Source organism: Actinomyces sp. Z16 (assembly GCF_003111765.1).
In the GTDB taxonomy this organism is placed as follows: domain Bacteria; phylum Actinomycetota; class Actinomycetes; order Actinomycetales; family Actinomycetaceae; genus Actinomyces; species Actinomyces glycerinitolerans.
This window is the reverse complement of the sequence record NZ_CP027862.1, coordinates 1,752,303-1,771,039: the sequence shown is the minus strand read 5'-3', so window position 1 is coordinate 1,771,039 and position 18,737 is coordinate 1,752,303. Positions and strand designations below refer to the sequence as shown.

Annotated in this window: 17 protein-coding genes and 1 pseudogene; 8 read left to right on the top strand and 10 right to left on the bottom strand. The window is 70.3% G+C overall.

Translation table 11 applies throughout. The features are described 5' to 3' along the window. Positions 1-43: 43 nt before the first annotated feature. Positions 44-280, bottom strand: a complete 237-nt coding sequence (locus tag C3B71_RS07340) for a hypothetical protein (protein ID WP_073332278.1) — start codon at positions 278-280, stop codon at positions 44-46. Then, a complete protein-coding gene (locus C3B71_RS07335; protein ID WP_108967077.1) occupies positions 277-1,503 on the bottom strand; it encodes an inorganic phosphate transporter in 1,227 nt (408 codons plus the stop codon). The genes C3B71_RS07340 and C3B71_RS07335 overlap by 4 nt, the downstream gene beginning before the upstream one ends. Positions 1,504-1,809: 306 nt before the next feature. Here C3B71_RS07335 and C3B71_RS07330 point away from each other — a divergent pair, with 306 nt between their 5' ends. Then, a complete protein-coding gene (locus C3B71_RS07330; protein WP_108967074.1) occupies positions 1,810-3,405 on the top strand; it encodes an Hsp70 family protein in 1,596 nt (531 codons plus the stop codon). A 68-nt stretch (positions 3,406-3,473) separates the two neighbouring features. On the opposite strand, the gene C3B71_RS07325 is transcribed toward C3B71_RS07330, so the two are convergent. The 6 genes from C3B71_RS07325 to gndA form a co-directional block, all read right to left on the bottom strand. Then, entirely contained in the window at positions 3,474-4,439 is a 966-nt protein-coding gene (locus tag C3B71_RS07325) for an aldo/keto reductase (protein WP_108967072.1), read from the bottom strand. 23 nt (positions 4,440-4,462) lie between these two features. Then, positions 4,463-4,981: a MerR family transcriptional regulator gene (locus tag C3B71_RS07320; protein ID WP_073332706.1), complete on the bottom strand. Its 519-nt coding sequence runs from the start codon at positions 4,979-4,981 to the stop codon at positions 4,463-4,465. A 342-nt stretch (positions 4,982-5,323) separates the two neighbouring features. After that, entirely contained in the window at positions 5,324-5,773 is a 450-nt protein-coding gene (locus C3B71_RS07315) for a bifunctional nuclease (RefSeq protein ID WP_139240975.1), read from the bottom strand. Between the two features lie 101 nt (positions 5,774-5,874). Then, complete coding sequence (gene ftsR, locus C3B71_RS07310) at positions 5,875-6,522, bottom strand: transcriptional regulator FtsR (RefSeq protein ID WP_073332710.1); 648 nt, start codon at positions 6,520-6,522, stop codon at positions 5,875-5,877. Positions 6,523-6,614: 92 nt separating this feature from the next. Further along, the gene (locus tag C3B71_RS07305) at positions 6,615-7,061 is read right to left on the bottom strand and encodes an FHA domain-containing protein (RefSeq protein WP_073332292.1); all 447 of its coding nucleotides are present in this window, start codon (positions 7,059-7,061) and stop codon (positions 6,615-6,617) included. Between the two features lie 151 nt (positions 7,062-7,212). Further along, on the bottom strand, positions 7,213-8,697 hold the full coding sequence (gene gndA / locus C3B71_RS07300) for an NADP-dependent phosphogluconate dehydrogenase (protein WP_108967070.1): 1,485 nt from the start codon (positions 8,695-8,697) through the stop codon (positions 7,213-7,215). Between the two features lie 390 nt (positions 8,698-9,087). On the opposite strand from gndA, the gene zwf reads away from it, so the two are divergent. The 7 genes and pseudogenes from zwf (at position 9,088) to C3B71_RS07265 (ending at position 16,106) form a co-directional block, all read left to right on the top strand. Further along, the gene (zwf, locus tag C3B71_RS07295; protein ID WP_258522223.1) at positions 9,088-10,608 is read left to right on the top strand and encodes a glucose-6-phosphate dehydrogenase; all 1,521 of its coding nucleotides are present in this window, start codon (positions 9,088-9,090) and stop codon (positions 10,606-10,608) included. Further along, entirely contained in the window at positions 10,605-11,594 is a 990-nt protein-coding gene (locus C3B71_RS07290; protein ID WP_108967068.1) for a glucose-6-phosphate dehydrogenase assembly protein OpcA, read from the top strand. Before zwf ends, C3B71_RS07290 begins: the two co-directional genes overlap by 4 nt. Next, on the top strand, positions 11,594-12,379 hold the full coding sequence (gene pgl / locus C3B71_RS07285; protein WP_181574837.1) for a 6-phosphogluconolactonase: 786 nt from the start codon (positions 11,594-11,596) through the stop codon (positions 12,377-12,379). Before C3B71_RS07290 ends, pgl begins: the two co-directional genes overlap by 1 nt. Positions 12,380-12,508: 129 nt before the next feature. Beyond that, positions 12,509-13,432, top strand: a complete 924-nt coding sequence (locus C3B71_RS07280; protein WP_108967066.1) for an aldo/keto reductase — start codon at positions 12,509-12,511, stop codon at positions 13,430-13,432. Between the two features lie 29 nt (positions 13,433-13,461). Further along, positions 13,462-14,501 (top strand): annotated as a pseudogene (locus tag C3B71_RS07275) (HNH endonuclease family protein). A gap of 148 nt (positions 14,502-14,649) precedes the next feature. Next, the gene (locus C3B71_RS07270; protein WP_234416216.1) at positions 14,650-15,039 is read left to right on the top strand and encodes an RNA-binding S4 domain-containing protein; all 390 of its coding nucleotides are present in this window, start codon (positions 14,650-14,652) and stop codon (positions 15,037-15,039) included. 11 nt (positions 15,040-15,050) lie between these two features. After that, complete coding sequence (locus tag C3B71_RS07265) at positions 15,051-16,106, top strand: alpha/beta hydrolase (protein WP_073332307.1); 1,056 nt, start codon at positions 15,051-15,053, stop codon at positions 16,104-16,106. A 34-nt stretch (positions 16,107-16,140) separates the two neighbouring features. Here the strand turns inward: C3B71_RS07265 and C3B71_RS07260 are convergent, their stop codons facing one another. Both C3B71_RS07260 and C3B71_RS07255 read right to left on the bottom strand, forming a co-directional pair. Next, a complete protein-coding gene (locus tag C3B71_RS07260) occupies positions 16,141-17,010 on the bottom strand; it encodes a Cof-type HAD-IIB family hydrolase (RefSeq protein ID WP_073332310.1) in 870 nt (289 codons plus the stop codon). 50 nt (positions 17,011-17,060) lie between these two features. Beyond that, a complete protein-coding gene (locus C3B71_RS07255; RefSeq protein ID WP_108967064.1) occupies positions 17,061-17,687 on the bottom strand; it encodes a DUF47 domain-containing protein in 627 nt (208 codons plus the stop codon). Positions 17,688-18,737: the final 1,050 nt, after the last annotated feature.

Sequence of the window (18,737 nt, the reverse complement as noted above, 5' to 3'; positions counted from 1 at the left end):
CTCGTTAGGCATCACCCGAACGCGCACACGACGTGTCGGCGGTTTAGTGGAAGTACGGGATGATGAGCCACAGCCCGAACAGGGCGATGGCCACCACGCAGGCGATGAAGAAGCCCGCGGCCACTTCGGCGGCGTGCAGCCCGTTCACCTCGCCGGACTGCCGCTTGATGCGCACCGCGGTGAGCATGCGCACGGCCGCGGAGGTGACGGCGAGGATGAAGGCCGCTCCGACCACGGTGACCAGCGTGACCAGGCCCAGCGAGGACCAGTCGATGCTCATACCAGCGCCCCCGTCCCCCGGTCACTGGGGCTGGTACCCACAAGCTCGGCCTTGACCTGCTCCAGGCTCCTCGGGGGCCGCCCCAACTCCGGATCCGTCCGCTTGGCGACGACCACCTTGTCGGCGTCGTTGACGTTGGAGAAGTCCACCTTGTTGTGGTTGGCCTGGCGGATGATGAGCAGGGCGCTGAGCAGCAGCAGCACAATCACCCCAATGGTGCCGATGACCCCGCCCTTGACGGCGATGAAGGAGGTGACGGCACCAACCACGGCGGCACATGGCAGCGTAATGAGCCAGGCGGCGCCCATCTTCCCAAAGGTGCCCCAAGAGACCTTGGCGCCTCGGCCGATACCTGTGCCGAGGATCGATCCAGTGCAGATGTGCGTGGTGGACAGGGCGAATCCCAGGTGGGAGGAGGCCAGGATGGCGACGGTGGACGTCGTCTCCGCGGCGAATCCCTGCGGCGGATCGATGTGGACCAGGCCCTTGCCCATCGTCCGCATGATGCGCCACCCGCCGGAGTAGGTGCCCAGCCCGATGGCCGCGCCGGCGGCGAGTACGACCCACGAGTACGGTGCGGATCCCGCCTCCTGGTATCCGGCGGCAATGAGCACCAGGGTGATCACCCCCATGGTCTTCTGCCCGTCGGAGGTGCCATGGGCCAGGGCCACCATGGAGGCGGAAATGCGCTGGCCGTAGCGGAACATCTTGTCACCGAACTTGTCCGTGGGACCGGTAATCCGGTAGCTGACCCAGGTGGCGACAGCCGACGCCGCCGCGGCTACGGCGGGGGCGATCAGGGCGGGCAGCATGATCTTGGAGATCACCGTGCCCCAGTGAACCCCCTGGAATCCGGCGGCGACGACGACGGCGCCGATCAGTCCGCCGAACAGGGCGTGTGAGGAGGAGGAGGGGAGGCCCAACAGCCAGGTGGCGAGGTTCCAAAGGATCGCACCGGCCAGTCCGGCGAACACCATTTCGGGGGCCGCCTGGATCAGGGCGTCGTCGAACATGCCGTGGGAGATCGTCCTGGCGACCTCGGTGGAGAGGGTGGCGCCGACGACGTTCAGGACGGCGGCGATCAACACGGCGCGCCGCGGCGTGAAGGCGCCCGTGGCAACGGAGGTTGCCATGGCGTTGGACGAATCGTGGAAGCCGTTGGTGAAGTCGAAGACGAGCGCCGTGACTACGACCACGACCACGATGAAAAGGGTTGTACTCATGCCATTCCCGGTCGGGTGGGCGGGAGCGCGGTCGCGTCGGAGGCTGTCCGGCACTTAACGCACCCGGGTCGTGTGAAAGCGACCTGCTGTCATTTTTACCCCGCCGGCGCGAGCCGCCGAAGCCCAGACGGAGGGAATTCACCAACTGTTCACTCGAGGTGTGGTGGCGGCGACGTCGTCGCTCGGGCCCAGTGGGCCGGGTCACCCCCGGGGGCCAAGCCGAAGAGTGGCAAAGAGGCCCACGCCTCACCGCTGCGCCGCCGCGCCGCCGGGCACCGGACGGGCCCGAGCGATAGGGTCGCTTCCATGGCAGCCCGAAGCGGTAGCAGCAATACGCGACAGACCCCCAAGCGTCGGCGCGCACCCTCCGCGCCCCTGGACCTCGGCATTGACCTGGGCACGACGCGCACCGTCGTGGCCCGTGCGGACCGAGGCAACTATCCCGTCGTCGGCTTCACCGACACCGACGGCGACGTACACGAGTTCTTCCCCTCACTGACGGCGCTCACCGACGACGGCCTGGTACACGGCTTTGCGGCCCGGGCGGCCGCCCGGAACGGCGCACCGCTGCTGCGCAGCCTCAAGCGCCTGCTCTCCTCCCCCGCGGTCACCGCCCAAACACCCGTGCAGCTCGGTGACGCGAGTTTCACGGTGCTGGAGCTATTGACCAGTTTCCTGACGACCGTGCGTGCACAGCTGACCGACTCCGGCGCATTGGAGGGCGCGGACCCGGGCTCCGAGGACGCCAACATCGTGGTGGCGGTACCGGCGCACGCCTATGGAGCCCAGCGGCTGATCACCCTGGACGCCTTCCGGGCGGCCGGCTTCCACGTCACCGCGATGCTTAACGAGCCCAGCGCCGCCGGCTTCGAGTACACCCACCGCAAGTCCGCGACCGTGTCCTCCCGGCGCACTCGGGTGCTGGTGTATGACCTGGGCGGCGGCACATTCGACACCTCGCTGGTGGACGTGCGCGGTCGGTCGCACGAGGTTCTCGCCTCACGCGGGGCCTCCGACCTCGGCGGCGACGACCTCGACCTGCTGCTCGCCCAGCTGGTGCTGGACCGGGCCGGGGTGGCCGAGGAGGAGCTGACCAGCAGGGAGCAGGATGACCTGCTCGACGAGTGCCGCGACGCCAAGGAGTCGATGGCACCGCAGACCCGGCGCCTGCTGATCACCTTGCGTGGCAGGGACGTGGTACTGCCGGCGGCGGACTTCTACGCCGCCGCGACGCCGCTGCTCCAGCGCAGCCTGGACACCATGGCCCCGCTGATCGGCCGACTGGACGACGGCGGACCCGACCTGGCCGACATTGCCGGCATCTACCTGGTGGGCGGTGGCTCCGCCTTCCCGCTGGTGCCGCGGCTGCTGCGGGAGCGCTTCGGGCGGAGGGTGCACCGCTCCCCCTACCCGGGCGCCTCCACCGCGATCGGCCTGGCCATCGCCGCCGACCGCAATGCGGAGGTGGCACTCACCGACCGGCTCTCCCGCGGCTTCGGCGTTTTCCGGGAGGCCGACGCCGGTGCGCGCACCGTGTTCGACGCCCTGCTGACCGAGGAATCGGTGCAGGAGCGGGCCGACGGCGAGTCCGGCACGATCATCACCCGCCGCTACCCGGCCGTACACAACATCGGCCGCTACCGGTTCGTGGAGTGCGCCGGGGTGGATGCATCCGGTGAGCCACGTGGCCGGCTCGCGCCTTATGAGGATGTGCTGTTTCCCTTCGACCGCTCCTTGCGCGATGCCGAGGACCTGGCGGCGATACCGGTGCATCGGCTCGGCAACGGCCCACAGGTGGAGGAGCGCTACGACATCGACGGTGCGGGGCTCATTCGCGTGACATTGACGGACCTATCGGACGGCTACTCGCGCACCTACGTGCTGGGCCGTCGTACCGCCTGAAGTACGACGCCGCCCGGCGTGCGCCTTGAGGCGCACGCCGGGCGGCGTCGGTTCTGTTGCCGGTTGTCTCAGACCTGATCCGAGGCCCGGGTGAGCGCCGCGGTCTCGTCCGCGGTGAGCGTGAGCGTGAGGGCGTCGACGATGGGTCCGAGCTGTTCGAGGGTGCGCGCGGAGGCCAGCGGGGCCACCACACCGGGGCGGTCTCGCAGCCAGGCCAGGGCGACCGCGGCGGGGGCGACGTCGTGCGCAGCAGCAACCTCGCGCAGCACGTCCACGACGGCGAAGCACTCCGGGCGCAGGTAGTCCTCCACCCAGCCGCCGCGCGGCGAGGCCACCTCCGCGCCGGTCGCGGCGGCGGGCCGGTATTTGCCGGTGAGGAATCCGGAGGCGAGGGCGAAGTAGGGCACCATGCCCAGCTGGTGAGCGGCGGCCACCTCCCCGCGGTTGCCGGGGCCCTCGACGTCGTGCCGGTGCACCAGGTTGTAGTGGGGTTGGAGCGCAACCGGAGCCGCGAAGTCATTGGCGGCGGCGATGGCGCACCACTCCTCAACGCGGTCGGGGGTGTAGTTGGACAGCGCCACGTGGCGGGTCTTGCCGGCGACACGCGCCTCCTCGAAGGCGGCGACCGTTTCCTCCAGCGGCGTGTTCGGGTCGTCGTAGTGGGCGTAGTAGACGTCAACGTGGTCGGTGTGCAGCCGCTCCAGAGACTCGTCCAGGGCGGTGCGGATGTTGCCGGCGGCGAGGCCCTCGCGCCCGGGCTTGGTGGCTACCTTGGTGGCGATGATGACGTCGTCGCGGCGGCCGCGGTCCGCCAGCCAGCTACCGATCACGGCCTCGGACTCGCCGCCGACGTGGCCTTCGGCCCAGTGGGAGTAGCCGTCGGCCGTGTCGATGAAGTTTCCGCCGGCGTCCACGTAGGCGTCCAGAATGCGGTGGGAGGTGGGTTCGTCGGCCGTCCAACCGAAGACGTTCCCACCCAGACCGATGGGGCTGACGGAAAGATCGGAGTTCCCGAGTGTTCTGGTTGGCGCCATGTTGTACCTCTTCGAGTTTGTTATCAGACCGCCTGCTGCTTGGCCGCACGGCGCTTGGCGAGCTCATCCTCGACGACCGGGGCGTCGGCGGCGTGCTCGACCGGAAGCTCGGCGAGCGATCCCTCGATCTCATGCCAGACGCGTCCGACCGCGATGCCGAAGACGCCCTGGCCGCCCTGGACCAGGTCCACGACCTCGTCGGCGCTGGTGCACTCGTAAACGGAGGCGCCGTCACTCATCAGGGTGATCGAGGTCAGGTCCTCGACCCCGCGCGCGTGCAGGGCGTTGATGGCCACCCGGATCTGCTGGAGTGAGACGCCGGTGTCGAGCAGGCGCTTGACGATCTTGAGCAACAGGATGTCGCGGAACGCGTACAGCCTCTGGGAGCCGGAGCCCTTGGCTCCACGGATGGAGGGCTCGACCAGGCCCGTGCGGGCCCAGTAGTCCAGTTGCCGGTAGGTGATGCCGGCGGCGCGGCAGGCGACCGGTCCGCGATAGCCGGTGTTGACGTCCAGGTGCGGGAGCGGGTCACCGAAGAGCATCCCCTGCGTGTGCTGGGGTGCGGGTGCGTGAAGACTCGCTTCGTTGGCGCTCACTTGCCGGCTCCTGTCGAGATCGGGGCGTACGCGGGGACGCACGCGCGGGCCGGTCCTCCCGGCCACTGCTCCACGATAGAACCCGTCGTGGGCGGACTCAATGTCAGGCACGCCGAACAAAGGGCATTGAGTTGAGGTTGAGGTTCACGCTCGACTCCCCCGCTGTTCCGACGGCGCGAGATTGTGCGGATTACCCGCAACGGCCTCAAAGGACGTGTGACGCAGTGCACATCAACTTTCACATCTGTCACAGGAGCCCCGCGTGTCGCGGGAAGTCGCCCGGCCAGGTCAGGCGTCTTCCGATACGGCTCCGTCCAGCTCCCGCCGCCACCGCAGCATGCGCTGCTGCAATGCCTCCTCGCCCAGATCGATGCCGCGCAACCGCAGCAGCGCGTCGGTGGCCAGCATCGGCAGGGACAGCACGTCGGCCAGAATCAGCGCGTCGCTGGGGACACAGGGCACCACCTTCGGCAGGCCGGGTGCCGCGGCGTCGAGCACCGCGGCGGCGCATAGGCCGCCGTCCGCATCGACGTCGAGCTCCACCCGCAGTATGGCCGAGCCGAAAGCATCCACGCAGGCAGTCAGAAACGGCACCCAGCTGGGGGGCCGGTTGTGGCTAGGGGTGCTCAGCAGCAGTCCGTCCCGCGCCCCCACGGGGACGGTGATCATGCCAGGGCCCCCGTCCTCCATGAGGACGGCGACCAGGCCTGAGTCCGGGACCGTGGAACGGACTCCCATCAGTGACATGGTCCGCACGCTCATAACCTACCGGCGGGTCGGCGGTGCTGTCCTGGGAACGGTGACAGAAGTATCTGGAGTAGCCGACTGGTATACGACGGTCAGCGCAGCGCGTCGACGGCGTGGTGCAGCAGGCTGGTGTGCAGCTGCGCCAGCACCCCGGCCAGTTCCGCGGCCGCGTCCTCCCCCGCCGTCGTCGAGCGACTGCGCTTGTGCTGGGTGGCCAGTTCGATGGCGTCGGCCTCACGCTCGGCGGCGCTGCGCACCGTCCGCAGATTGCGCAGGGGCACGCCCAGCCGGCCCGCCCTGAGCGCGAGCGACACGGTGGTGAGGGCACGGGAGTCGAAGCGGCCGTGCGCGTCGGGCACAATGATGCCGATCGTCACGAGTTCCTCGATCTGCGCCAGCGACGCCCCCGAGTGGTGCACCAGGTCATCGGCGTCGAAGGCGCCGGCCACGGTACGGCCGTCCGAGGCCACCACCCGCGCCACCGGGGCCGGCGGCGGGGCGTCCATATCCCCGTCCAACTCCGTCAGACGCTCGCGAATCACCGACAGCGGCAGGTACTCGTCGCGCTGCGCGGTCAGGGTGTAGCGCAGCCGCTCCATGTCGGCGACCGAGTAGCGCCGATAGCCATTGCCGACCCGGTGCGGGGAGATGAGTCCCTCGGCCTCGAGATAACGCACCTTGGAGACAGACAGCGCAGGGAACTCGGCTTTGAGGCGGTCGACCACCTCACCGATCTTCATCGCCGGCTCGCGGGAGACCCCGCGCGGCCACGGTTCGGATCCCTCTGCGGGCGCCAAGTCGTCGGCCGCCCCACGCCGGGCGGCGGCGCCGGTCACTGCGCGGCCCGCTGGGGCGCGGGGTGGTAGGTCATGCGGTACTTGCCGATCTGGACCTCATCGCCCGCACGCAGGGCCACCTGCTCCACGCGCTGGCGGTTTACGTAGGTGCCGTTGAGCGAGCCCTGATCGCGCACGGAGAAGCCGCCGGCGGGCAGCGCGGTGAAGACCGCGTGCTTGCGGGAAACCGTGACGTCGTCGAGGAAAATGTCTGCGCGCGGGTGCCGTCCGACGGTTGTCTCGGCGGAATCGAGCAGGAAGCGAGCGCCGGCGGTCGGTCCCTGCTGCACCAGGAGCAGCGCCGTGCCCGCGGGCAGTGCCGCGATGGCGGCCCGGTCCTGAGCGGAGATGCCCACTGAGGGGACGTCGGGCTCAACGGGGACGCCAATCGCCCCGAAGGCCTGGGTCGAGGTGGGATCCGGTTCCATCGGCGTGCTCGACATCTGTTCCCCTCCGGTCGGGCGGTGCCGGTCGCACCGCTGTGGTCAAACCATACCGTTGCCGCGGTGGGCCGCCGCAATGCGTGGTCCGGAAAAGGTCCCGGCCGGGGCCGGATGCGGCTGATGGCGTTTCACCCGGCCCCGAGTCCAGGACTCAGTTCCACTTCTCCTCGGCGCGGCCCGGCTCGGCCCACAGCACGTGGTAGACGCCCTCGGGGTCGTCCACACGGTGATAGGTGTGAGAGCCGAAGAAGTCGCGCTGTCCCTGGATGAGAGCGGCGGGCAGGCGCTGGGCGCGCAGCTGGTCCACGTAGGCCAACGAGGCCGCGAAAGCCGGTGCGGGCACGCCCGCCAGGGCGGCGGCGGAGACCACCTGCCGCCAGGCCGGCAGGGCGGCTCGCAGCGCGTCCGCGAAGGTGGGGGCCGTCAGCAGGCTGGGCAGCTGGGGGTCGGCCTCGTAGGCGCGGGTTATGTCGTCCAGGAAGCGGGCGCGAATGATGCAGCCGCCGCGCCAGATGCGGGCCATGGCGCCCAGGTCCACATTCCAGTCGTGCTGTGCGGACGCGGTGGCGATCTCGTCGAAGCCCTGGGCGTAGGCAGCGATCTTGGACCCGTACAGGGCCTGGCGCACGGCGTCGACGAAGGCGTCGCGCTCGGGGCCGGCGGCCAGATGCGGCACGGTGGTGCCGGCGTTCAGTTCTGCGGCCCGCACGGCGGCCCGCTGCGCGGGAGCGGAGGAGGCCGCCCGCGCGAAGGTGGCCTCCGCGATGGCGGGCACGGCCACGCCCAGGTCCAGGGCCGTGCGGGTGGTCCAGGCGCCCGTCCCCTTCTGGCCGGCGGCGTCCACAATCACATCCACGAAGGGCGCGCCCGTGGCCGGGTCCACCCGGTCCAGGACCTCGGTGGTGATGTCGATCAGGTAGGAGTCCAGCTCGGAGTGCTTCCAGTCGCGGAAGACGCCGGCGATCTCGGGCACGCTCATTCCGGCCACGCCGCGCAGCAGATCGTAGGCCTCGGCGATCAGCTGCATGTCGGCGTACTCAATGCCGTTGTGCACCATCTTCACGAAGTGGCCGGCGCCGCCGGGGCCGACGTGCGTGCAGCAGGGCTCGCCGTCCACGTGGGCGGAGATGGACTCCAGCAGCGGCCCGAGGCGCTCGTAGGAGGCGTCGGTGCCGCCGGGCATGATCGAGGGGCCGAGCAGTGCCCCCTCCTCACCACCGGACACACCCATGCCAACGAAGTGGATGCCCTGCTCGCGCAGGGAGGTCTCGCGGCGCTCGGTGTCCTCATAGAAGGTGTTGCCGGCGTCGACGATGATGTCTCCCGGCTCCAGCAACTCGCGCAACTGCTCGATGACCGCCTCAGTGGCGGAGCCGGCCTGCACCATGATGATCACGGCGCGCGGCCGCCGCAGCGAGGCGACGAAAGCGGCCGCGTCGACGGCCGGAACGAAGTCGCCCTCGCCCCCGTGCAGGTCCATGAGCCGCTCCGTGCGGGCCGGGGTGCGGTTGAACACCGCGACCGAGTGACCATGGCGGGCGAGGTTGCGAGCCAGGTTGGCGCCCATCACCCCCAGCCCGTACACGCCGATATCCGCTGAGGCGGGCTGCGGGACGAAGTCGCTCGCTGAACTCATCGCAATCCTCTTCTGCCCGTCCGCACGGGCCACGGTTCTGGGATCGGTTATTGGGCAAGGTTACGCGCCGGGCAGGCTCCCGGCGCGCCCCAGAGCCTACCGTTGGGGCCGTCGCGTCGTACACGGCCGGTGAGAACTTGAAACACGCCCTGACAGACACCCCCTCGACACCCGCCCTGCCCGGCGTCGGTGTCGGCCGAGCGCATAGAGTGGATACGGTCGGCCCTGCACCGCATCCGGGATCCGAGTGGGCGTCATGGTCGGCCGCAACCACCCACCGGGAAGAAGAACAGGAAGGCGCAGAAGGCACCCGTGGACCTCTCCCATATCTCAAGCACACCGACCGCCTCCGGCGCCCCGGGAGGCGTTGCCGCTCCGCGGGACAATCCGCTGCTGGACCCGCGCGACCTGCGTCTGCCCCGCATCGCCGATCCGTGCGTGCTGGTCATGTTCGGCATCACCGGCGACCTGGCCCGGCGCAAGCTCCTGCCGGCCATCTACGACCTGGCCAACCGTGGCCTGCTCTCCCCCAGCTTCTCGCTGGTGGGCGTGGGACGGCGCAACTGGTCCGACGACGACATGCGCGAATACGTCGCGGACGCGGTGCGCGGCGGCGCCCGCACCCCCTGGCGGCAGGCGATCTGGGATCAGTTGGCCGCCGGCATGCGCTTCGTCGAGTTGGCCTCCTTCGACGACGACGGCGCCTACGAGCGGCTCACCCGCACCGTCACCGACCTGGACGCCACCCGCGGCACCGGCGGCAACCGCGCCTTCTACCTGTCGGTGCCGCCGGCCTGGTTCTCCGCCGTCACCGAGCATGTGGCCGCCTCCGGGCTCGTGGACGAGGTCCCGGGCTCCTGGCGGCGGGTGATCATTGAGAAGCCCTTCGGCCACAACCGCGCCAGCGCCCAGGAGCTGGACGCCGTCGTCTCCCGGATCGTGCGCCCGGACGACGTCTTCCGCGTCGACCACTACCTGGGCAAGGAGACGGTGCAGAACATTCTGGCGCTGCGCTTCGCCAACACCATGTTCGAGCCCCTGTGGAACCAGCGCTACGTGGACCACGTGCAGATCACCATGGCCGAGGACATCGGCATCGGCACCCGCGCCGGCTACTACGACACGATCGGCTCGGCCCGCGACGTCATCCAGAACCACCTGCTGCAGTTGCTGGCCCTGACCGCCATGGAGGAGCCCATTTCCATGCGCGCCTCCGCCATCCGCTCCGAGAAGGAGAAGGTGCTGGCCGCCGTCAAGCTGGAACGGGCCGGCGTCCTCGATCTGGACGCGACCACCGCCCGCGGCCGCTACGAGGCCGGCTTCCAGGGCGGCGTCCCCGTGCGCGGCTACCTGGAGGAGGACGGGGTGGCCGCCGACTCCCACACGGAGACCTTCGCCGCGGTGCGGCTGGAGATAGCCAACCGCCGCTGGGCCGGGGTCCCCTTCTACCTGCGTACCGGCAAGCGGCTGGCCCGCCGGGTCACGGAGGTGGCGGTGGTGTTCAAGCGACCACCGTTCCTGCCCTTCACCGACGCGGCCACGGCCGGCCTGGGCGCGAACACGATCGTGCTGCGCATTCAGCCCGACGAGGGCATCACCATGCGCATGGCCTCTAAGGTTCCCGGCACCCAGATGGAGCTGCGCGATGTGACCATGAACTTCGGCTACGGCGCCTCCTTCAACGAGGAGTCCCCAGAGGCCTATGAGCGGCTCATTCTGGACGCGCTGCTCGGCGATGCCCCGCTGTTCCCGCAGCAGCGGGAGGTGGACCTGTCCTGGCGGATCCTCGACCCGGTGATCGAGCACTGGGCCGCGAACGGAGTGCCGGAGGGCTATCGGCCCGGCTCCTGGGGGCCGCCCTCGGCCCATGACCTGCTTGCCCGCGACGGCCGCATTTGGAGGCGCTCATGATCATCAACCTCACCGAGACCACAACCGACGAGATCGTCGCCACCCTCCTTTCCGAGGGTGTCAGCAGCGGTTCGCGCGTGCTCACCCTCGTGATCGACACCGACCGGGACGGTCTGGAGGAGGCCCTCGTGGCCGCCCACGGCGCCAGCCTGGACCATCCCTGCCGCGTGGTGGCGGTCGTGTCGCCGACCAACGGCAGCGACGACGCCGACGACGACCGGCGTCACAATGGGCACCGTCCCGACGGCTCCCTCGGCCATCTCGACGCCGAGATCCGGCTCGGCCACGACGCTGGCGCCGGCGAGACCCTGGTGCTGTTCCCGGAGGGCGAGGCGGCCCGCCACGCCGACACCCTGGTGGTGCCCTTCCTCCTGCCCGACGTGCCCGTGGTGACCTGGTGGCCGTATGCGCCGCCCGTGCGCCCGGCCACGAGCCCGCTCGGAGCCCTGGCCACCACCCGCATCACCAACACGCCCTCTCAGCCGGACCCGTCCTCCGCCCTGGCGGCCCTCGCCCCCGAGTACACGCGCGGCGACATCGACCTGGCCTGGACGCGCATCACCCTGTGGCGCGCCATGGTCGCCTCAACCCTGGACTCGCTGCTGTGCGCCGGGGCGGTCCGGGGAGTCGTCGTCGCCGGCGAGCCGCACAATGCCTCGGTGTCCCTGATGATCCGCTGGCTGCGGCTGCGCCTGGGTGTGGATGTGGAGCGGGTGGATGCCCCAGAGGTTCCCGGCATCGCCACCATTACGGTGCGCACCGACTCCGGTGACCTGGTGATCACGCGCAAGGACCACGAGCGGGTGATGATCACGCGCCCCGGCGTCGAGCGCCCACAGGTCGTGACCATGGCCCGCCGCGAGCCGGTGGCCACAATGAGCGAGGAGTTGCGCCGGCTCAGCCCGGACCTCGTCTACGAGGAGGTTCTGGCCACCTTCGCCGAGGACTCCGCCCAGGCCGCCGTTGCGGAAGAAAGGATCCACTGATGCCCACAGTCGATGCCGCCGCCGTCAACGCGGCCGCGGACGCCCGTCCCCTCCCCTCCGTCGTCGTCCACGACTCCATGGCCGAGGCGGCCGCCACCGCCGCCGCGGAGACCGCGCGACTGCTCGCCGACGCCGCCGCCGAACGGGGCGTCGCCCACCTGGTCCTGACCGGCGGATCGGGCGGTGCGGCGCTCGCTGCGGCGCTGCCCGCCGCACTCGCCGCCGTCGGGCTCACATCCGCGCACGGGCTGGATCGGGTGCACCTGTGGGAGGGCGACGAGCGCTTCGTGCCCGCCGACGACCCTGACCGCAACGACCTACAGGTGACGGGACTGGTAGCCGCCGGAATTCCGGAGGCCAATATGCACCGCCTGCCTGGCCCCGAGCAGGTGGAGTCCGTCGACGCGGCGGCCGCCGCACTGGCCGAGGCGCTGCGGGAGCACGGCCCGGCCGACGGGCGCTTCGACGTCGTCCACGTGGGGCTGGGGCCGGACGCGCACGTGTGCTCGCTGTTCCCGGGGCACCCGGTCGCGCCCACCACCGGTACGGACGTGATCGCGGTGCGCGACTCCCCCAAACCGCCGCCCGAGCGCGTGTCCTTCACCTTCGACGTGTTGCACCGGGCCCGTCGGGTCATGGTGGTGGCCGGCGGGGCCGGTAAGACCGAGGCGGTGGCCAAGGGGCTGGCCGCCCCCGACGTCGTCGCCGCCCCGGCCTCCTGCGCCCGCGGCGAGGCCACGGTCTGGCACCTGGATCGGGCGGCCGCCGCCGGCGTGCCCGACTGACCCGCGGCTCGTGCCCGCGGACGTCCACCGGCGTCCACAGGCACGAGCCGCGGCGGCTGCGAGCGCCCGGCTGTGGACAACGCCGGCCCGCCCCTAGGCACAGCCGCGGCCGTCAAGTACCATATTTGTATGAGAATCCAACCAATTGGCTCATCCGACCTGACCGCCTCCAACCTCATCCTCGGCCTGATGCGCATTAAGGAGCTCAGCGACGCCGAGATCCGCGACCTGGTAGCCACCGCCCGCGGCGCGGGCATCACCATGTTCGACCACGCCGACATCTACGGCCGCGACCACGCCTGCGAGGAGCGCTTCGGCTCGGCCCTGAACTGGTCGGCCACCGAGCGCGAGCAGGTGGTGCTGCAGACCAAGTGCGGCATCCGCTGGGGCTGGTTCGACTTCTCCGCCCAGCACATCCTTGAGTCCGTCGACGCCTCCCTCAAGGCGCTGCACACCGACTACCTGGACGTGTTGCTGCTGCACCGTCCCGACGCGCTGGTCGAGCCGGAGGAGGTGGCCGCCGCCTTCGACTCCCTCGCCGCCTCCGGCAAGGTGCGCCACTTCGGCGTCTCCAACCACACGCGCGGCCAGCTGGAGCTGCTGCGAGCCACCGTGGACCAGCCGCTGCTCGTCAACCAGCTGCAGCTGTCCCTGACGCATGCGGACATGATCGCCGAGGGCGTGGCCCTGAACATGCGCCACGACCAGTCGGTGGTGCGCACCGACGGCATCCTCGACTACTGCCGCCTGACCAACACCACCATTCAGGCCTGGTCCCCCTTCCAGTCCGGTGACGGCTCCGGCCCGTTCCTGGGCAACCGGGAGCGCTACGGCGAGCTGAACGACGTCGTGGACCGCCTGGCCGCCGAGTACGGCGTGACCCCGGAGGCGATTGCCACCGCCTGGATCACCCGCCACCCCGCCCGTATTCAGGTGGTGCTGGGCACCACCCGCCCGGACCGGGTCGAGGCCGCGGCCGCCGGCTCCGACCTGGAGCTGACTCGCGAGCAGTGGTACGAGGTCTTCCGCGCCGCCGGCTACATCGTTCCCTGAGCCGCCTCCGGCCGCGGAACCCGCCCATCATGCTGCCTCGTCTCCACCGATCCGCCCGGACGGCGCCGGCGGCCTGCGCGCTTTCGGCAGCGCTCGCCCTGACTCCGTGCGCGGTCGCGCCCCCGGCGGCAGCGGATACCGCGAGTTCGCTGGATGCGCCAACCGCGGCCGCTGTCTCCTGGGACGAGCGCGAGCGGCTCGTGCTGGGCGCGGCGGAGGCGTTGGACGCGCTCGAGGCGTTGCCGGAGGACTCCCCCGCCGCCGTCTCCTGGGGTGAAGGGGGTTCGCGCACCGGCTGGTTCGGCCAGGCGTGGATGGACGTCGATGGGGATGGCTGCGACACCCGCAACGAAATCCTGGCCCGGGACCTGACCGACGCGGACTTCTCCCGCGAGGACGGCACGCAGGGCATCGAAGCCGGGCGCGGTCAGGGGCGGCCGTCTGCCCCGACGCCACGGTCTGGTCGGGCACCCTCCACGATCCCTACACCGGATCAACGGTCACCTTTCAGCGTGGGCAGGACACCTCCGACGCCGTTCAGATCGACCACGTGATCCCGCTGAACTACCTGTACGCGCACGGGGCCTGGCAGTGGGATCAGCGCCGGCGTCTGCTGGTCGCCAATGATCCGTTGAATCTGCTGGCGGTGGATGGCGCGGCCAATCAGGAAAAGTCCAACTGCGGCCCGGCCACGTGCCCGGCCGGCTCCACCGAGACGGGCACTTGGACCACCACTACCGGGCCCGGATGGTGGCCCGACGACGTCGGTTACCGCTGTGAGTACGCCCGCCGGTTCGTCAGCGTGGCGGCCGCCTACGACCTCGGGCTGCCGGACGCCGACGCCGCCGCCCTGCGCACGGCACTGACCGACTGCGCGGCCGGCGGCAATGGCGCCGTCTCGGTGCCCGAGCGCGTCCGCAGTGTTGGTGTCCGGGTGGGGCAAACGGTGCTGGCCGACCGCGTCTACACGCTGGTGTGTGCCGCCGGGGCGCTGCTGATCGGGCTCGGGCTGGTGACGCGTGGGCGTGCCGCCCTGCCCCGCCGCCGCCCATCTCGCCGAGGTCGGTAGCAGTTACGTGCCGAGGTCGGTTGAAATGGCACCGAGGCCCGATGCCCGATCCCCTAGGATCGGACACGTGGCGAATACGCAGTCGGGCCCAGCGGCCGGAAGCGATAGCCGGAGTGCTCCCGGCGTTAACGATCCGGCGTCGGCGCGCGTGGACGTGTGGCTGTGGAGCGTGCGGCAGGTGAAGTCCCGCTCCGCCGCGACCGCGGCCTGCCGCGCCGGCCACGTGCGCATCAACGGCGAGACCGCCAAGCCCTCCCAACACGTGAAGGTGGGCGACGAGATCCGCTATCGCGTGCAGGGCTTCGACCGGCTGCTGCGCGTGCAGCGGATCCTCGTCAAGCGGGTGGGTGCACCCGTCGCCCGCACCGCCTACACCGACTTCTCTCCCCCGCGTCCGACCCCGCTGGATGCGCCCGCCGCGATCGTTCGCGACCGCGGGGCGGGCCGCCCCACCAAGAAGGAGCGTCGTCAGCTCGACGCCCTGCGCGCCACCCGCCGGGCCGACGTCGATATCGAGCACCTGCTGGACGAGGACTGAAGGAGAACCGCATGTCTCCCTCCGCTCGCGCCACTCGTGGCGCGGCCGCCATCGCCGCCCTGAGCGCCATCGGGGCGCTGGCGGTGCGCCGCCGAGAGCTGGGACCGGGGCTCAACCGCGTGGCCCGGGAGCTGCGTGCGCCGCTGTTGGTGATTGGCCGGGGCCAGGCAGGAGTGCCCGAGGACCTGCCCACCGACTTCTCCTCCCTGCTTTCCTCGCGGCTGCCCGCGCGGGTATTCCCATCCGGCCTGGGGCACCGTGACGTCGTCGTCGATGGCGGTCTGGAGGTGCCGGTGTGGCGGTACGAGCCGGATGCGCGGCGGGAGGCGCCGCCGTCGGGCGCCCTCGTGTGGCTGCACGGTGGCGGCTTTGTGGGCGGTTCCCCCGCCCAGGACCACTTGTTCTGCTCACGCATCGCCCGGGAACTGGGCATTCTGGTGGTCTCCGTCGATTACCGGCTGGCGCCCGCCCACCCCTATCCGGCGGCACTCGACGACGCCTTCACCGTTCTGCGTCGGCTGCACGCCGAGGCCGCGGCCGAGGGCGTGGACGCCGAGCGGATTGCGATCGGCGGCGCCAGCGCCGGCGGCGGGCTCGCGGCCGCACTCGCTCAGCGCGCCCTGGACGAGGGAGTACCGGTTGCTTTCCAACTGCTGATCTATCCGATGTTGGATGACCGCACGGGTGCCGGTGGCGCCGAGATTCCCGGCCGCGGCGAGTTCGTGTGGACCGCCCGTCGCAACGCGGAAGGTTGGGGCGCCTACCTGGGGCGTCCGGTCGCCGAGCCGGCCGACCGGTGGGCGCCGGCGCGCTGGGCGGTGCCGGCTCGGCGGGAGCACCTGGATGGGTTACCGGCCGCCTGGATCGGCGTTGGCGAGTTGGACCTGTTCCTCGATGAGGACCGTGCCTATGCAGAACGCCTGCGGGCTGCCGGCGCGCAGGTGCAACTGCGGGTTGAGCCGGGTATGTATCACGGCGCCGACTACTGCACCTGGTCGGCTGCGATGCGCGATTTCCGCAGTGATGCGATCGATGCTCTGCGTCGGGGGCTGGCGGGCGGAAGCTGAGGGCCCGCGCGACCGTCCCGTCCGGCGGCGGCGCTCAGGCCAGGCGCTGGAGCAGGGCGTCGACGGTGCGTAGGACGCCGGCTTCGGTGTTTGCGGGCGCGGTCCAGTGGGCGACGGCCTGAATGCCGGGGTGGGCGTTGGCCATGGCGAATGACAGCTCGGACCGCTCGTACATGTCCAGGTCGTTGAGATAGTCGCCGAAGACGGCAGTCTGCGCCGGCGTGATGCCCAGGCGCGCCTGCAGGGCGGCCAGGGCCCGGCCCTTGGAGGCGGTGCGGGGCATGAGGTCGGTCCAGTGCACGCCGGAGACGACGGCCTGCACGTCCGGCACGGCCGCCTTCAGTGCCTGCGAGCTGCCGGCCTCGACGTCGTCGAAGTCGTATACGGCCACCTTCAGCGTCCGGTCCAGCGGCACGGCGAGTAGATCGTCGACGATCTCCAGCTCCCGGTAGTAGCGGGAGACCTCTTCCACGAAGGGCGGGTCCTGGCGGTCGATGTAGGCGCATTCCACCCCGGCCAGGACGGCGCCGACGTTGTAGCCGTCGATGCCCAGGTCGCGGGCGGTGTCGATGGCGGCAACCGTGTCGCTCACGGTTATGGTCTCGCAGTGGATGACCTCGTCGTCTTGTACCACCAGGGTGCCGTTCTCCGCGATGATCGGCGAGTGGGTGATCGGCTCACCCAGCACGGAGCGCAGGTTGGCGAGCTGGCGCCCGGAGGCGGGAGCGAACAGCACCCCGTGGGCGCGCAGCCGCGAAACCATGTCGGCGAATCCCGCCGGGAGTAGGCCGTCGCCGTCGAGCAGGGTGCCGTCCATATCCGTGACGACCAGGCGCAGGTCGACGGGCGCGGGCGGCAGTGGGGCGGGGCCGGCAACCGAGCCGGGCGTGGTGGAGGACTTCACGCAGGCGATTGTTACAGACCCGGCGGATGATCGTGAATCGGCGCAGGCGATCAAATGGTGCGTTTGACAATTCCGTCTACGACGGCGTCGATGGCCTCGATCAGTCTCAGGCCGATCACGTCAACGCGTCTGAGCAGTTCGCGGCGGGCGAGCGCCTCCATGTTCAGTTCTTCCACGAACAGTTGGCGCAAGCCGTCGTCGTACTGTTCGCGTACCCGGCGGCCCTCCTTACGGGCGGCGGTGCACAGCTCCCGGTTGATGCGCCCGGAGGAGGTGTCCATGGCACCGACCAGCTGCTCCAGTCCGCGGCGAATGTGTTCGAGGCCCGTCCGCGAGTGGTCATCGGGGTGGACCTGCCAGGCGCGGGTCTCCCGCACGAAGTCACGAGTGTTGGTGAGCACCTCATCGAGGCAGCGGGAGAAGCGGAACATGTCCTCCCGGTCGAGCGGCGTCACCACGCGTGTTGACAGCAGGTGCACGAACTGCAGGCGAGTCGTGTCTCCCTGGCGCTCTACCTGCTCGATGCGCTCGACCAGCGCGTCCAGATCCGCGTCCGCCTCGCATGCGCGCAGCGCGAGCTCGACGCCCTCAATGGCGAGAGTCGCCTGCGCCGACAGCGCCCCGACCAGAGTCTGCCGTCTCCCTGGTCGCCGTAGCCAAGTCCACAGTCTTGCCATGCTGCATCCGTCCTCCGTGTACCCAATTGTGGCTCTTCGCGTTTGTGGGTGTGGTGGTTCGGGCTCGCGGTTGGTCGTGTTCGGCGCGTTGTTCGGCGCGGACGGGTCCGACTTGGTGGTCGTGTTCGGGACGATGAGGTCGTGCTCGGGCGTGCGGGAAGCGATGTCGTTGGGCCTGCGCGGACGTTCTGAGGCTGACGACGACGTCACCGGCGGCGGGGATGTCCTCGGGGCGGTGTCACGGGCGTGGAGCGAGTGGGATCGAGGCCAGGGCGCGGTCGTTGGGTACGCCCCTTCGGCGTCTGCTACGCCAGTTTGGCCTCCGCTGAAGGGCCCAGACCCCTTCAGCAGACACCCAACCGGCGTAGTAAACAGGTGCTTCCGGTTTGCGGGTGTGAGGTTCGGCCGGGGCTGTGGTGTGGGGTGGTGGTTGGTGCGGTGCGGTCGTGCTCGGGTCGGCGGGGACGTCGTCGGGCCGCCTAGGACGCTCTCCCGGGAGGCGTCCTCGAGGGCCGGGGTGTGTTCTTGAACAACCCCGCCAGGGCATCCAGGCCGGCTCGTCGTGCTTGTGGATGTGGCGGCCGGCGTGTCTCCGGGCGAGGAAACCGGTGGGCCTGCCGGTTCACCACGGTGACCGCCGCCCAGCTGTCACTGATTGCACCACTTTACCTGCCCGGACACGAGCCACCTAGCGCACATCGTTGAAATCATGCGGTTCTCTCGACCAAGGTTCCGGCACGTCCCAGCAAAGTGGTGCAATCTGTGACAGCTGGGAGCACCATCGAATGCTCATGGGCGCTGCGGATTGTGGGTGTGGTGGTTCGGGCCCGCGGGTGGTCGTGCCCGGGCGCACGAGGTCGGCGTGGGGTCTGCGAGGATGTTCTGAGGCTGACGAGGACATGTGGCCGGCGGGGATGTCCTCGGGGCGGTGTCGCGGGCGTAGAGCGAGTGGGGTCAAGGTCAGCGCGCGGTCGTTGGGTACGCCCCTTCGGCCTCTGCTACGCCAGTTTGAGCTCCGCTGAAGGGCCCAGAACCCTTCAGCAGACACCG